The following is a 16,458-nucleotide window of genomic DNA, read 5'->3' on the forward strand; positions in this document are numbered from 1 at the left end:
ATACTGTTCGTGTATAAAAATATTTCCAGCCAAATTCAAATGGCTGGAGATATTTCATAATCTTATTGATACTCTCGCTATGTACCCTTACTTAGCCATACCGCCCAGAACATTAGGCAGCCACATGCTGACAGCCGGTATAAAAGTAATCAAAAGCAGTGTGATAATCATGCACAGGTAAAATGGAAGAGTAGCCTTAACCACACGCTCCATGGGCACCTTAGCCACAGCGGAACCGATAAAAAGTACTGCTCCTACAGGAGGTGTCAGAAGGCCGATACCGCAGTTAAGCACCACCATAATACCGAACTGGATAGGATCCAGGCCAATGGAGGTTGCGATAGGAAGCAGGATAGGCGTTGCGATCAGAATAATGGGCGCCATATCCATGATGCATCCCAGGACCAACAGGATCAGGTTCAGCAGCAGGGCCAGAATGATCGGGTTGTTGGTAACACCTGTGATCGCACTGGCAGCCAGAACCGGCACATGCAGCTGGGTCAGACAAAATCCGAAGATACTGGAGGTTGCGATCAGGATCATAACGATGGACAAGGTATCCACACAGTCCCCAAGGACTCTCCATACACCCTTCCAGTCAAGTCCCCTGTAAACAAATACGCTGACGATCAGGCTGTAGATAACAGCGACCGCGGCAGACTCCGTTGCTGTAAACACACCGCCCACAACGCCGAACACAACGATCAGCACAGCGGCCAGAGCCCAGAAGGACACGCTCAGCTGTTTGATAAGATTGATAATGCTGAACTTCTCCCCCTTGGGATAATTGCGCTTAACAGAGATGATATAGGAGCCGATCATCAGTGAAACAGCCAGAAGTGCTCCCGGAATATATCCTGCAAGGAAAAGGCTTCCCACGGAAATGCCTCCAGCCGTGGTTGCGTAGATAACCATGTTGTGGCTTGGGGGAACCAGAAGACCCTCGCATGAGGATGTGATCGTAACAGCGGTTGAAAAGTCATCATCATATCCCTGATCTACCATCATAGGAATAAGGATGGAACCCAGGGAAGCCGTATCCGCCGCTGCAGACCCGGAAATACCTCCGAAGAAATAGGAGGCAACAATATTGACCATTGCCATGCCGCCGCGCATCCAGCCAACACATGCATTAGCCAAAGCGATCAGCTTTTCGGAAATTCCTCCGGATCCCATAAGGCAGCCCATGGTAATAAAGAAGGGAACTGCCATAAGGCTGAAGGAGCTGATGCCTTTTACCATCTGCTGGCAGATAGTTGTCAGGTTATGCCCCTGATACAGAAGGCAGAACACAGAAGACAGCGCAACCGCATAAGCGATGGGGAAACGCAGAAATACCATCAGGAAGAAACTTCCTAGCAAAATCAGAATTGCCATACTGTTTGCATCCATTATTCCATTCCCTCCTTTACAAAAAATCCCTTTACATGATTATACAAAGCCTCTATCTCAAAAACCAGCATTGCCACACCGGCTAAAGGTACCGGGAAATACATCCAGAAGCGTGAGAGCTTGGGCATACTTACGTAAGTCCCCTTGGAACCGATTCCCGTAGCATACTTCCAGCCCACGGTGATCATGATGAGCGCAAGTGCAAGCACTGCCAGATCGGCAATGATATCCAGGCTTTTCACAACCTTTGCAGGCAGATACTGGTCAAATGCTGTCATGCGGATGTGTGCCCCTCTTCTGATCGCAAGGGCGGCAGAAAGCACCGCCATATAGGACATACAGGTAAGGACCACTTCCTCGCTCCATGCCGGGTCAGGAATAAACGGTATGTATCTTCCTGCAACCGCCATACTTGTGATAAGGATATCCACTACCAGAAGCACCTTGCAGAGAAACATCACGGCTTGGTATGTCATGTCATATGCAGGTTTGATTCTGTCAATCTTTTGAAATATTGATGGCATATTGATTCCCCTTTCAATAACACAGGCACAGAGTGGTCTCACTTTCCCTGTGCCTGTCATGGTTGCCGTTTAATTATTTGTTCATGTCAAGAAGCTGCTGATACAGCTCAGCCTGATCCTTTGTGGAAGACTCAATAATATCCTTACAAGCATCCTGCCATGGTTTGATATCAGGAACTTCAACTACATTGATTCCATCAGCCTTTAACTCATCAAGCACTTTATTCTCAGCTTCCTCAGAAATGGTTCTGTTAAACTCAGATGCAACCTTACCTGCTTCCATCAGGATATTCTGCTGCGCCTCTGTCAGCTTATCCCATGCCTCATCCGTGATGATCACCTGGATGGCGCCAAGTGTATGTCCGTCAAGGATCAGGTTTGGAGCAACCTCCTGGAATGCATTGGACTTATAGTTAGCGATTGGCTGCTCAGCACCGTCAACAACACCGGTCTGAAGCGCGGAGTACAGTTCGTTAAAGGATACAACCGTTGGGCTTGCACCAAGTCCGTTAACCATACCGTTCATGATCGGGTCGTTGGACACACGTAACTTCATTCCCTTCAGATCCTCTAAGCCATTTACTTCCTTAACTGTGAAGAAGTGACGGAAACCTTCCTCGCCATAGAACAGACCTCTTACGCCCAGTCCATTGTCGTGGGGTTCCATGAGGAATTCAGGAGCCAGATCACTGTCTGCAAAATTCCAGAAATGGTCACGGTTGGCAAATGTATAAGGTATGGACAGAAGTACGGATTTCTCAGCACCATAGCTTGTAAGGGCAAATGCGGAGATACGTGAAATATCAATGGTTCCGCCGCCGCCCAGCATGGTATCCAGAACATCATTCTCAGAACCAAGAACACCGCTGGCCTGAAGATCGATCTTAATCTTACCGCCGGACAATTCCTCAACGGTCTCTTTAAATTTGCTGTCTGTCTGGCCTACAATGGTATCCAGGGGGTTAACCTCTGCCATTACCAGGGTGATCTCAGGCATATCGCTTGTATCAGCTGCTGCCTCAGTTGTTGCATCTGCATCTTTGTTCTCAGCCGCGGTTGTGGCTGCCTCAGTTGCAGCTGCTGCAGTTGTGGTTGGTGCATCCGGGGTCTTCAGACCGCAGCCTGCCAGGGAACCAGCTACCATTACTGCACACATTGTTGCGCTAATCCATCTTTTTTTCATGTAACATTTCCTCCTCTTAATACATTCTTTATGCTTTTTCAGAAAAGTTTTACGTTTTCTTAACGCTAATTAAATTATAAGAGGAAAATCTTATTCTGAACATAGTAAATTTTTGTGAATCATAGTACGATTTTAACCAATCTTAACATTTTATTTATGTATATGTTGTACAAAACTTTACCATATTACCTTTATATCTTTTGGAAAATGCACAATCTATATTCCGTAGGGCTCTGTCCTGTTATGCGTTTGAACACTTTTGCAAAATAATTGGAATCCCCATATCCCACTGCTTTCCCAATATCTTTTACATTAACAGTGGGCTGGGCCAACAGCCCTTTCGCCTTCTCCACCCTGTATTCCGTCAGATAGGCTGTAAAATTTTTATGAAAGCACTGTTTAAACAGCTTGCAGAAGTACGCCTCAGAATAATTCATATGCCTGGCCAAATCCTGCATGGAGATATCCAACCTATAGTTTTCCTCAATATAAAGGCTGATGATCTCCGTCACCTTAGATAGGCGGATCTGCCCCCCATCCTCGGCTTCCTCTCCGGCCGGCATAGGGGTCTCAGTCAGTTCTTCCTTGAGTATCCTGTTAGCCTGGTACTCGGATGCAAGGCGGATCGCTTCCTCTACCACAAGCATGAGCTCCTGTTCATCATAGGGCTTTAGCAAATAGTCCAGCGCCCGGACCGTGATGGCCTTTTTTGCATAATTAAACTCATCATAGGCAGTGAGGAATATGATACAGCACTCCTTGTCCGTTTCACGGATCTGCTGGGCAGTCTCGATTCCATTGACCCCCGGCATCTCAATATCCAGGATTGCTATCTGGATTTTTTCTTCCTCATATATCTTAAGTGCCTCCCGGCCGTTCTCAGCCTGGAAAATAATGCACCGGTCCCCAACATTTTTCTGAAGGGTCTTATGTAGCACTTTCCGCTCTATCATCTCATCATCAGCTATCAATAAACGCAGCATATGTTCCCCCATTTCCTGTTATCCTGTTTGCCGTTATCCTATTTCCCACCACTTATTTCCCATACCAATTTCCCATTATTATGCTTTCTGCTATTCCGCTGTCTGCGGACCACTCTCCATATATTCTGTCTTCAGCCCGCTGTCCGTGTGTTCTGTCTTCAGCCCGCTGTCCATGTGTTCTGTCTGTGGTATCACCACCTGCACCACAGTCCCCTTTCCTTCCTTGCTGTATATCCTGAAATCCCCGCCGTGGTACATTGCCTGGATCCTGTGGTATATATTTCCAAGCCCAATTCCGATCCTGGCCGTTCCACGCTCTGTTAAAGCGGACCTCAGTTCCTCCAGCCTCTGCTCATTGATCCCCACCCCGGTGTCGGCCACGGATATAATGACATTTTCATCCTTTCTCCATACCTTCAGACAGATCCTTCCCCCCTGCTCCTTTTTGGACAGTCCGTGGATAATTGCATTTTCCACAATGGGCTGAAGGGTAAACGCCGGTATCATGGTCTCCTCTTCATCCACATCCAGCCTGCTTTCATATACGATCCTGGTTCCAAAGCGCATCTGCTGAATGTACATATAATCCTGAACCACCTTCAGTTCCTGTCCCAAAGGCACGATCTGCTCAGAGGTCTTAAGGTTGTACCGGAACAGGTTGCTCATACTGGATATCATGCGCTCCGTGGTATCCGCTTCCTCCAGCTTAGCCATGCACGCGATCATGTTCAGGGTATTAAACAGGAAATGCGGATTAATCTGACTCTTTAGCAGCTCCAGGCGGGCGGCATCCAGGCGTTTTTCCATCTCGATACGGTCCATCTCCTCTTTATGAAGACGCTCCGCCATCTGATTTTTCTCCATCAGGGTGTTAATATACCTTTCTGTTGCATGTTTCATCTTGTTAAAAGCCCTGACCAGTTCCCCCATCTCATCCTTATTCTCAACCGTCACATCCTTGCCGCTAAAGTCATTTCTGGCAATTTTACGGGAACAGTGGGCCAGTCTGACCATAGGGTTGATCAGGGTATTGGCCAATAGCTTGGTCAGGCAGATTACAGTGATGATCATAAGGATCGAATATGCCATGATCATATATGGAATGTAATAGAGCACAGGAGCCTTTTGCTGGTAGCTGCTTTTACCCTCCTTTAGGGTAGCCTGCATCAGCCTTCTGGCATAGGTCTGAAGATAACCCTGCATATCATATACCTGATATAACAGGTTCACATAATTTGCATCCTCGGGATTCATGGACGCCACATGATCCCTGAATTCACAGTATCCTTCATAGCCATTCTTTAAGTTCCAGGTACGTGCATACCGTTCTGAGCTGATGGAAGTGTGATCAAAGGGCAGATTCCTGATGCTATCCTCTGTCCTGAAACAGGCCAGCCTGTATTCCCTGGCCTTTTCCCAGGAACGGTCCCTCACATATTCCTGGAAAACAGCCGCTTCATGCTCCAGCGCTTCCTGTACTTCATAGCAAAGGGAGTTGTCGTTTAATATGACATTAAAACTATTCAGGGAAAAATTCATGACAAGTATGTTAAAGGATATGGACAGCCCCATAACAAGTATGACAATAATAGAAAATGCTCCCAACTTTTTCTTCAGGGAGATTGTTAACCATAAATTTCTTACATACCCAAACATTTCCGCCCCCCATAGTATACTGCTTTCTGTCACAGTATACCATAAATCATAAGAGAGCGCAAAGCCTGCGGCCCGCGCTCCCAATGGTATTACCTGGTATTTATTCTGTTTTCTTATCCTCCAGCTTATGAGGTTCCTTCCTGGAGGTTTCCAATTTATGCGGTTCTGCCTTAGCTGTGGATATCTGCTTTGGCTCCGTCTTTTTGGTGGATATCTGCTTGGCCTCGGTCTTTTTAGTGGATATCTGCTTTGGCTCCGTCTTTTTAGTGGATATCTGCTTGGCCTCGGTCTTTTTAGTGGATATTTGCTTTGGCTCCGTCTTGGAGGTGGTCAGTCTTTTCACTTCCTCCTTCTTCTCAGGAAGGTCCCCCGGCTTCTCTTTTACCGGAGCAGTTTCCTTGGAAGCCGGTTTCGCATTTTCCGGGACAACCGTTTGGACAGCCTGCTCCCCCTTTACTGCCTCCACCTTTTTTCCAGATGTTTTCCCGGTACTTGTCTTACCAGCGCTTGTTTTCCCGGCACTTGCTTTCCCGGCACTCATTTTCCCGGTATCCGTCTTCCCAGTGTCCGCTTTCTTTGCCTTTGGTTCCGGTGTACAGGTATAGATGCTGACGCTCATGGGAGCAATGTGGATTTCGATGGAATTTTCCTTCTCGTCCCACTCCACCTTCTTGGAAATCTTGACACGGCCGTTGACCTTGCCTGTGCCGCCGAACTCCTTTGCATCACTGTTGAAAATTTCTTTATATTTGCCTTCAAAGGGTACGCCTACGCGGAATTTTTCATGGTCCACATTGTCAAAGTTGCACACCAGCAGCAGGGTTTCCCCTGAATCCTTGCTTCTGCGGGTAAACATGACCATGCTCTCTTCCTGATAGCTGCAGTTGATCCACTCAAAGCCATCCGGGTCATAATCAGTCTCATACAGGGCGGGATGCTCCAGATACAGCCGGTTCAAAACCTTCACATAATCCCGCATGTTCTTGTGCACAGGAACCTCAAGCAGATCCCAATCCAGGGAAGCGCCCTCGTTCCACTCTCTCAGCTGGGCGTACTCCTGTCCCATAAACAGCAGCTTCTTGCCTGGATGTCCCATCATAAATGCATAGGCAACACGCAGGTTTTCCGCTTGTTTTTCCAGGGTATCTCCTGGCATTTTGCCAATCATGGAACCTTTTCCGTGCACCACCTCGTCATGGGAGAATACCAGGACAAAGTCCTCGCTGTACGCATACAGCATGGAAAATGTCAGCTCCCCATAATTGTTCTTCCTGAAAAACGGATCGCAGTGCATATAGTTGGTAAAATCGTTCATCCAGCCCATGTTCCATTTATAATCAAATCCAAGTCCGCCGTCCTTTGGATTGCCTGTTATCTTAGGCCATGCCGTGGACTCCTCGGCTATAATGACCGCGCCATTTCCCCTCTCTCTGTATACTGTATTCAAGTGTCTCAGGAATTCCATAGCCTCCAGGTTCTCATTGCCCCCATATAGATTGGGCACCCATTCCCCGTCATTCTTTCCATAGTCCAGATACAGCATGGAAGCCACTGCATCCATGCGGATTCCATCAACATGGTATTTTTCCGTCCAGAACAGTGCATTGGCTATGAGGAAATTGGACACGCCGGGGCGGCCATAATTGTAGATCAGGGTCCCCCAGTGTGGATGTGCACCTTTGCGCGGATCCATATGCTCATACACGCATGTGCCGTCAAATGCAGCCATTCCATAAGCATCACGCGGAAAATGGGCCGGTACCCAGTCTAATATGACTCCAATACCCTGTCCATGCATATAATCCATAAAATACATAAAGTCATCCGGTGTCCCATAGCGGCTGGTCGGACAATAGTATCCGGTCACCTGATATCCCCAGGACTCATCCAGGGGATGCTCCATCACCGGCATCAGCTCCACATGGGTGTAACCCATTTCCTTTACATATTCCGCCAGGCGAACTGCGATCTCCCTGTAATTATAGAACTCGGAGCCCACAACATTTTCCCCTGACTCATCCTTTGCAGTATCCTTCCTGATCCAGGAACCAAGATGGACCTCGTAAATATTCAGGGGCTTGTCCTTTGTATCTGTTTTAGCCCGCTTGTCCATCCACTCCCTGTCATTCCACTGATACTGGTTGATGTCCCATACAACAGATGCATTGTTGGGGCGCAGCTCACTGTAATTTCCATAGGGATCCGCTTTCAGCATGGGAAGGCCGGCCTTTGTCTTGATCTCATATTTGTAGATTGCTCCCGTCTCCAGACCGGGTATGAACAGCTCAAATACACTGCCCTCTCCTTCGCCCACTCGGCGCATCTGATGGCGCCTTCCATCCCAGAGGTTGAAATCGCCTACCACACTGACGCGCATGGCACAGGGCGCCCATACGGAAAAATACACGCCTGACACACCGTTAATGGTCATGGGATGCGCCCCCATCTTATCGTAGATGGAATAATGGTTGCCTGCTTCAAATTTCTTTAAGTCTTCCTGTGTATACTGGGCCCCAAATGCGTATGGATCCTGGAGTTCTTCCTTTGTACCATTGTCATACGTCACAAGCAGCGTATAGGGCACCAGGCTCTTTCTGGGCACCAGCACTGCAAAAAATCCGGCATCATCAGCCATTTCCATGGAATATTTCTTTCCGGTGGATGAAATCTTTACGGTTATCTCCGCCGCTGTTGGGATCAATGCCTGAATCAACAGCCCGGATTCCGTCAAATGGGGCCCCAGCATACCGTGGGGATTGGAGGATTCTGAATACACCAGTTCCTCTATTCCCGCCCAATCCATCAAATCGTATAAGTTCTGTTCCATAATATGTGCCCCCTTATCTGCTTAATCTGCCGTTTGGCCACGGCTTCAGGCAATACTACAGCGTGTTTGCCCTCTCAGTTATATTCTGCTTAAAATTCACCACATCATGCTCATATTCTTCATCCATAAGAGGAGAGGTGATCATAAAATCCGCGCTTGCTTTATTATTGGCAATGGGAATATCATAAACCTGGGCGATCCGCAGCAATGCCTTCACATCAGGATCGTGGGGCTGTGCTGTCAAAGGATCGGAAAAAAAGATTACAAAGTCAATTTTCCCCTCCACGATCTTTGCTCCTATCTGCTGGTCGCCGCCCAGAGGACCACTGTTGTATCCCTTTACAGGGAGATCGGTATTGTCCGTGATCATACGGGCCGTGGTACCTGTTCCGCACAGGAAATGCTTTGACAGGATATCCTTGTGCTCATTACACCAGCTGATCAGCTCCTTCTTTTTCTGGTCGTGGGCGATCAGGGCTATATTCTTTTGTTTGCGTATTGTCATTGGTAAATAATCCATAGTCATGTTCTCCTTTTTGTCGCGCTTCAGACATACTTTAATCCACTACCTGATTGGCAATGGTTCCGATGCCCTCAATGGTGCACTCCACCACATCCCCCGGTTTTAAGAACTTGGGCGGGTTAAAGCCCATGCCCACTCCGGCCGGCGTGCCTGTGGCAATGATGGTCCCGGGCTGCAGTGTCATGCCCTGTGACAGCTCACTGACAATGTGGTCAATATCAAATATTAAAAGTTCCGTGTTGCTGTCCTGGCGCAGTTCACCGTTTACCCTGGACTGTACCTGTACATGGGGGGGATAAGCCAGCTCGTCCACAGTGGAGATGCAGGGTCCCATGGGCAGAAATCCGTCCAGGCTCTTGCCGAAATACCACTGCTTGTGCTGTGTCTGAAGGGTTCTGGCGCTGACATCATTGATGATCGTGTAACCAAATATATGATCCCTTACCTCCTCGGCAGGTACATTGGCAGCTCTCTTTCCAATAATGACTGCCAGCTCCGCCTCATAATCCAGGTCATTCACAATATTCCTGTGGCTGGGGATCCCCTCGCCGGGAGCCGTTGCCTTATTCACCCTCTTTGAAAAATAGATGGCATAGGGTCTTTCCCCTCCAAATTCTTCTTTTTTATAGCGGGCTGATTCCTCCGCATGGGCCATGTAGTTAATGCCCAGGCAGATCACATCCTGTCTGGGGTAAGGGATCGGCGCCTGAAGCCGTACTTCATCTATAGGCGCGGCTCCCCTTATCTTATAGGGATCCTGTCCGGACGCATACTCCAGCAGCTGTTTCTCCGAATCACTGATATTCTCGATCAGGTCCTGCATGGTCTTATAATCCATATCCAGCGATGCCAGGGGATAGATCCATCTGCCGTCTCTGCTGATCACACCAAGTCCGGATTTGTGTTCAATTTCGTATGTTACAAGTCTCATTATGCCCTCCTGATTCTCCCATCATAATGCTGCGGCGCCTTTGGCGGACCATTAAAGCCGTGCAAACCACCATGTACCATGTCCGCCCAGAAGACTGACAGCCCTGCTGGAGTTGTTTCGAGAGCGTGCCTGAAAATTTCTTTCTGACAGCTGTGCGTCACACATTGCGGGAATGGATTTTCAAACACGCTCTAGGATTACTCTACCACATTTTTACCAACTTTTCTACGATTTTGCTATTATTTCAGGAATCGGAACTTAATTAACTGATGGATTCCTTTAAGATTTTATGGATCTGGATCACCAAAGTTGGCAGGAACGCGGCCGCCACAATGGTGGAAAGCTGGCTCAGACTCAGATCCGCTGCCGCGAACATGATCTGCAGGCCCGGCACAAAAAGGACCGCTGCAAGCAGGACAACCCCCAGCTGGAACGCCATCACACTGTACAGGTTGCTTCCCAGCCCCAGCCGGATAATGGAATGGGCACTCCTGCAATTAAATCCATGGAACAGGCGGGCCAGTGTGAGGGTGGAAAAAGCCATGGTGCAGGCCCTTCCCGGCCCCCCCTCATGGAGTCCTGTGGTGTACGCCCACATGGTGGCCGCTGCTATAAGGCCGCCCTGGACCAGGATATCCCGGATAAAGGAAATGGTAAGTATGCCTTCCTTGGGATTCCTGGGAGGTTCCTTTAACAGCCCTTCCTCCGGCGGCTCCATGCCGATGGCGATTGCCGGAAGGGAATCCGTGATCAGGTTGATAAACAGCAAATGCACCGGCGCAAACGGCAGCGGCAGGGCCAAAAGCGAAGTGTAGAGCACACACAGGATACCTGCCATATTGCCGGACAGCAGAAACTGGATGGCATTTTTTATATTGCGGTATACATTTCTTCCATTGGCTACCGCCTTGATGATGGTCGCAAAGTTATCGTCCGCCAGGATCATGGAAGCCGCGTCCTTGGATACCTCTGTTCCCGTAATCCCCATGGCCACGCCGATATCCGCCTTTTTTAAGGCCGGGGCATCATTTACCCCATCACCGGTCATGGCCACGATATGTCCGCGCCCCTGCCAGGCATTTACAATACGTATCTTATGTTCAGGGGACACCCTGGCATACACGGAAATATGTTCCAGCCTGCGGTTTAGATCCTCATCTCCCATCTGATCCAGTTCCGCCCCCGTGGCCGCCATGTCACCGGGGTTCAGGATACCGATCCGTTCCGCTATGGCCATGGCTGTCACCTTGTGGTCCCCTGTGATCATCACCGGGCGGATCCCTGCCTGGCGGGCGCTGGCCACTGCCGACCTGGATTCCGGTCTGGGAGGATCCATCATGGCCACAAGGCCAAGAAAGATAAGCTCCTCCTCTTCCCCATTCTTTTTGGCCGACTGGTAGGGACGGCAGGCCAAGGCCAGGACCCGCAGGCCCTTAGAGGACCAGGACCCGTTCTGGTTCATAATCTTCTGACGGTCCGAGGAGGACAGGATACGGGAAGGAACCGGGGTTGGCGCTTCCATTGGTCCGCCCGGGGTGCCGCCTCCCGGGTTACTTGACCCCGCGCCCGCACTTCCCTCCCCGCCCGGGAAAGATGACGCCGGATTGGCCAGCCTGGTACACTTTTTTAAAAGCACATCCACCGCCCCTTTTACAAAGATCAGATCCGTACCCTCAACTTCATTGACCGTGGTCATAAGCTTTCTGGCTGAATCAAACGGGATTTCCCTTCTTCTGGGACTCATCATCCGTATCTGCTCCGGTATCATACCCGCTTCCCTGGCCATATGCAGCAGCGCTATCTCCATGGGATCCCCCTCGTCCTGGCTGCTGCCAGTGGATGCATTGTTGTTAAGCATGGCTCCGTACAGGAGCATTTTCACATCGGTCCTGGCCTTGTTCTTTTCAAGCCATCTGACCTCCTGCTCCGTATGGTTTACATAAACCTTCTCCACATCCATCCTGTTCTGGGTCAGGGTTCCCGTTTTATCGGAGCAGATAACAGAGACGCATCCCAGGCTTTCCACCGCCTTCAGATCCTTGATGATGGCCTGCTCCTTTGCCATCTTCTGGGTCCCCATTGCCTGGACAATGGTCACAATGGAGCTTAATGCCTCGGGAATCGCTGCCACTGCCAGAGCCACTGCAAACATAAGGGCATCCAGCACCGGCTCCCTGCGGTACAGGCTGAGAAGGAATACCAGGCCGCAGATGGCTATGATAGCAATGGCAAGGCGGCCGGAAAACCGGTCCAGGCTCACCTGGAGAGGCGTCTTCTGCTCTTTGGTGTCATTCATCAGAGAGGCGATCTTTCCGATCTCCGTGCCCATTCCCGTGGCGGTAACCACGGCCATGGCCCTTCCGGAAGTCACCAGGGAGCCGGAAAAGACCATATTGGTCCTGTCCGCAAGAGCCACTGCGCCGCCCTGGCTCTTAATTCCCCTGGTATGCTTTTCCACACTCAGCGACTCCCCGGTCAGGGAACTCTCATTGACCGTAAATCCATGGACCTCCAGAAGGCGCCCGTCCGCCGCCACCAGATCACCGGTCTCCAGCATAAGGATGTCCCCGGGAACCACCATGGATGATGGGATGATGCATAATAAGCCCTCCCTTATGACCCTGGCTTCCGGTGAAGAAAGCTGCTTTAAGCTGTCCAAGGACTTCTCTGCCTTCTGGTGCTGGACCGTCCCCAGCACCGCGTTGAGAAGAAGAACCGCAAATATGACCATGGCGCTTTCGGGATCACCGGTCAGCATGGAAACCGCTGCCGCTGCGATCAGGATAATGACCAGCAGGTCCTTAAACTGGGAGAGGAACACCTGCCACCACTGAAGCTTTCCGTTCTCCTGCAGTACATTTTCCCCATATGTCCCAAGCCTTTTTTCAGCCTCGTCCTCACCGATCCCCTGCCTTCCCGTGCCAAGGCTGTCTAACACATCTGTCTCTGACAGTTCAAACCAATCTGCCATCTGTCTCTCCCCTCTTCCTGGTACTGCATTACATAAGGATACAAAAATGCCCCCGGAAACCTGCAGGTTCCCGGGAGCACTCCATAAGAGTACCCACTCTAAATCTATGTAGGGGAAATTATCATTATGACTGGTACACAACTGTGCGGATCTCACGGGCGCAGGGCACTGTTAAAGGGAGAAAATGCCTTCCCCATCTCACCCAAGGATCATACCAAAAGCCACCTGGTAGCCCTGCTTCAGGGAATCGATCTCCACATACTCGCTCCTTGTGTGGGCGCCCTCCCCGCGATAGCATCCCACGCATACGCTGGGAATGCCCAGGGAAAGGGGAATGTTGCAGTCCGTGGAGCCGGAACCGCGCCTGGGCATACTGCCCGTGGCCTGGCGCACCACCTCCATGGCCCTGTCTGTCAATGCCTTCTCCTTATCCGGATCCACATCACCGCCGCAGGGCCTGACGCCGATCACCTCAACGGACACATCCAGTCCCTCCGCTCTTGCCTGTTCAATGATGGACGTAAACCTTCCTTCCATAAGCTCCAGGCTCTCCCTGGATTCGGAGCGTACCTCGTACAGCACTTCCGCCTGCTGCGCAATGGTATTTACCGAAGTGCCGCCGGATATGAGCCCCACGTTATAGGTGGTCCTCGGACCCTCGGGAACCTGGATCTCATACAGCCTTACCACAATTCCCGCCAGCTTTGCAATGGCATTGTCCTGTCCAAAATCGCTGAAGGAATGTCCTCCCCGGGTGGACACCGTCACCTTAAAGCGCTTGGAGCCCACAGCCTGGTTTACGATCTTATCCAGGGAACTGTCAAAGGTACAAAAGGATTCCATCCTTGTTCCATAGGTTTCACAGATCTTTCTTACGCCCTTCAGATTCCCAAGGCCCTCCTCGCCTGCATTGCAAACCAGCACCAGTCCCGGTTTTCCCTGTCCGCGCAGCGCATCCCATTCAGGCTTTCCCACATGGGCCGCAATATACTTGGCAGCCATGAGAAGACATACCAGGCAGGCTGTATCATCACCCACGCCGGGGCAGCAGATCCGTCCGTTTTCCACCGTTAGGGGAAGCTCCCGGGTATCGGGAAACACCACGTCTGTGTGGGCCATATAGACCTCTACCGGTCCCTCTGCCTCCACGGGATATACCACATTGAGGGCCTCATCCACATACACGCCCCGGGCGCCCTGGGCAGCCAGCCAGTCCCTGCAAAATTCAGCCCGCTTCTCCTCATGGTTGGAGGGCGCCGGGATCCTGGCCAGGGTCAGCAGAAGTTCATATGCCTCCTGGCTGTGGGCTTCAATGTAACTGAGTATTTCCTGATTTAACATGGTGATCTGCTCCCTTCGTATTTCCTGACCTTTTCCTGCCCTTTCCGGCAGCTGTCCCCTGGCCTGCGCCTGTCTTTGTTCCTGGCTCTGCTTTGGGCTTTGCGCCTGACTTTGCTCCTGGCTTTGCTCCTGGCTCTGCGCCGGGCTCTGCGCCGGGCTTTGTTCCCGCCCCGGCATCCGGCATTTCCTTTGTTCCGTCCGGGCTGTCGCCGCCCTCCCGGCCAATGAGCACCACGATGCTTCTGGCCATGACCATCATGCGCTTCTGGCTGTCCGGCAATGCCTCGCTGCCCTCGGGGTAGATCCCCTGTTCCGAATCCGTATTCAGCGCCACATACCATTTAAGTTCCTTAGGAAGATTTGGCAGGGCAAATTCACATGGCTCCCAGTACATGTTGTACGCCACATAAAAATAATTGTCCTCTGCCCCATCCTTTTTCCCATACTTCCCGCAGTACAGGATTCCAAGCTGCCTGCAGTAATTATCAAACATGGGGCACCATGTCTTTAAGCCGTGATAAGACACGTCCGGCAGGCCCACGGAATTATAGTCCAGCAGAGCGGGTTCCTTCGGCATGTGGAAGATGGGATGCTCTTTTCTGAAAGCAATCAGGGACCTGGCAAACTGGTACAGGCCGCGGTTGGTATCCTGCAGCTTCCAGTTAACCCAGGAGATCTCATTGTCCTGACAGTAGGAATTGTTATTCCCCTTTTTAGTCCGTCCGAACTCATCCCCTGCCATAAGAAGGGGCGTGCCCTGGCTCAGGAACAAAAGAACCATGGCATTGCGCAGCTGCTTTCTCCGCATCTGCACGATCCGCTTTTTCCTGCTGGGGCCTTCCTCGCCGCAGTTCCAGGACAGGTTATAGTCTGTCCCGTCCCGGTTGTCCTCCCCATTGGCCTCATTGTGTTTCCTGTCGTAGGACACCATGTCCATCATGGTGAATCCATTGGTATTGGCCATGTAATTGATGACCCCCACCTTTTCCGGATTGTTGCGGGTGTGGTAGGCCAGATGGTTCATATGGCCCTCATCCCCTTTCAGGAATCCCCGCATGTCCATCATAAACCCGTCATTATACTGGGCCAAATGCTTTCCATCCCCCGGCTCCACCCCATCCCAGCCTGCTGCAAACAGCTTAAGCCTGCTCAGATACGGATCTTCTCCCAGCAGTTTTAAAGGAGCGGATCCCACCAGATGGACGCCGTCCACATGGTATTCCTGGGCCCAGTAGCGAACCGCATCCAGCACATGGGACGGCGCCTCCCTGCCGTCAAAAAACAGTTCCATCACCAGCTCCAGCCCTGCTTTGTGCAGAGCCTTAACCATATCCTTAAATTCCTTTATGGGCTGCTTCACGGCGCCGCTGCAGTAGGAGCTTTTGGGTGCAAAGGAATAACCGCGGCCGTACCCCCAGTAATTCAGCCTGCCGTCCGGCTTTTCCGGCCCAAAGGGGCTGTCCCCACGCTCAGGCATGATGATCTCCTCAAATTCCACAGGAGGCATGATCTCCAGGGTGGTGACTCCCAGCTCCTTAAGATATGGGATCTTGTCCACAATACCCGCAAAGGTTCCCCTCTTTGCCTGCTCCACTCCTGAGGACGGATGTTTTGTAAATCCCCTTGGATGGATGCGGTAGATAATGCATTCCTCATAAGGGATCTGCGGAAGCCGGTCTTCCTCCCAGTCATAGGTCCCATCCGTTCCCTCCACCGGGGTGCGCACCGGTTTTCCCAGACGCTCCATACTTCCCCAATGTTCCTTGCCGGTAAACCGCGTTCCATAGGGATCCGGGACCTCCAGACCATCCACCTCATAGACATATTCCAGTCCGTCAAAATCCCCCAGAACAGTAACGCTCCACACATCCCCCGTCCTCATGGAATCCTGAAACCCGATCCTTGCCAAAGGCGTGTCAGCACCTTTTTTGAACAGAAGAAGGGCACAGTGAGCGCCTTTGGATGCAAAGGAAAAATGCATGCCTCCGGCAACAGCAGTCACACCCATTGCGTATATTTTCCCATCCGACCTGTCTATCTGAAAGCTCTCCTTCATATCAGCTACCGCCTTTCCTTAACTGTCTGTGCACTTGTCCGCTGAGGGTATTATCCGCTAAAAATAATGAT

11 protein-coding genes are annotated in these 16,458 nt (G+C 50.8%); all 11 read right to left on the reverse strand.

The annotated features are described in order from the left end of the window. Positions 1 to 87: 87 nt before the first annotated feature. Positions 88 to 1,392, reverse strand: a complete 1,305-nt coding sequence (locus HMPREF9469_RS11190; RefSeq protein WP_007861995.1) for a TRAP transporter large permease — start codon at positions 1,390 to 1,392, stop codon at positions 88 to 90. Beyond that, positions 1,392 to 1,916 (reverse strand): TRAP transporter small permease, encoded by a 525-nt coding sequence (locus HMPREF9469_RS11195; protein WP_007861997.1) that lies wholly within the window; start codon positions 1,914 to 1,916, stop codon positions 1,392 to 1,394. Before HMPREF9469_RS11195 ends, HMPREF9469_RS11190 begins: the two co-directional genes overlap by 1 nt. A gap of 73 nt (positions 1,917 to 1,989) precedes the next feature. Beyond that, a complete protein-coding gene (locus HMPREF9469_RS11200) occupies positions 1,990 to 3,099 on the reverse strand; it encodes a TRAP transporter substrate-binding protein (RefSeq protein ID WP_007861998.1) in 1,110 nt (369 codons plus the stop codon). 191 nt (positions 3,100 to 3,290) lie between these two features. Next, positions 3,291 to 4,082, reverse strand: coding sequence for a response regulator transcription factor (locus HMPREF9469_RS11205; RefSeq protein ID WP_040416160.1), 792 nt, complete (start codon positions 4,080 to 4,082; stop codon positions 3,291 to 3,293). A 90-nt stretch (positions 4,083 to 4,172) separates the two neighbouring features. Continuing rightward, positions 4,173 to 5,738 (reverse strand): sensor histidine kinase, encoded by a 1,566-nt coding sequence (locus tag HMPREF9469_RS11210; protein ID WP_007862005.1) that lies wholly within the window; start codon positions 5,736 to 5,738, stop codon positions 4,173 to 4,175. Between the two features lie 100 nt (positions 5,739 to 5,838). After that, positions 5,839 to 8,565 (reverse strand): 1,4-alpha-glucan branching protein GlgB, encoded by a 2,727-nt coding sequence (gene glgB, locus HMPREF9469_RS11215; RefSeq protein ID WP_007862007.1) that lies wholly within the window; start codon positions 8,563 to 8,565, stop codon positions 5,839 to 5,841. 55 nt (positions 8,566 to 8,620) lie between these two features. Further along, the gene (locus HMPREF9469_RS11220) at positions 8,621 to 9,085 is read right to left on the reverse strand and encodes a methylglyoxal synthase (protein WP_007862008.1); all 465 of its coding nucleotides are present in this window, start codon (positions 9,083 to 9,085) and stop codon (positions 8,621 to 8,623) included. A gap of 37 nt (positions 9,086 to 9,122) precedes the next feature. Next, positions 9,123 to 10,019, reverse strand: a complete 897-nt coding sequence (locus tag HMPREF9469_RS11225; RefSeq protein ID WP_007862009.1) for a fumarylacetoacetate hydrolase family protein — start codon at positions 10,017 to 10,019, stop codon at positions 9,123 to 9,125. 262 nt (positions 10,020 to 10,281) lie between these two features. Continuing rightward, positions 10,282 to 12,990: a cation-translocating P-type ATPase gene (locus HMPREF9469_RS11230; RefSeq protein ID WP_007862010.1), complete on the reverse strand. Its 2,709-nt coding sequence runs from the start codon at positions 12,988 to 12,990 to the stop codon at positions 10,282 to 10,284. 198 nt (positions 12,991 to 13,188) lie between these two features. Further along, positions 13,189 to 14,151: a M20/M25/M40 family metallo-hydrolase gene (locus tag HMPREF9469_RS11235; RefSeq protein ID WP_040416168.1), complete on the reverse strand. Its 963-nt coding sequence runs from the start codon at positions 14,149 to 14,151 to the stop codon at positions 13,189 to 13,191. A 148-nt stretch (positions 14,152 to 14,299) separates the two neighbouring features. After that, positions 14,300 to 16,387, reverse strand: a complete 2,088-nt coding sequence (locus tag HMPREF9469_RS11240; RefSeq protein ID WP_007862013.1) for a hypothetical protein — start codon at positions 16,385 to 16,387, stop codon at positions 14,300 to 14,302. Between the last annotated feature and the right edge of the window lie 71 nt (positions 16,388 to 16,458).

The organism is [Clostridium] citroniae WAL-17108 (genome assembly GCF_000233455.1).
Taxonomy (GTDB): domain Bacteria; phylum Bacillota; class Clostridia; order Lachnospirales; family Lachnospiraceae; genus Enterocloster; species Enterocloster citroniae.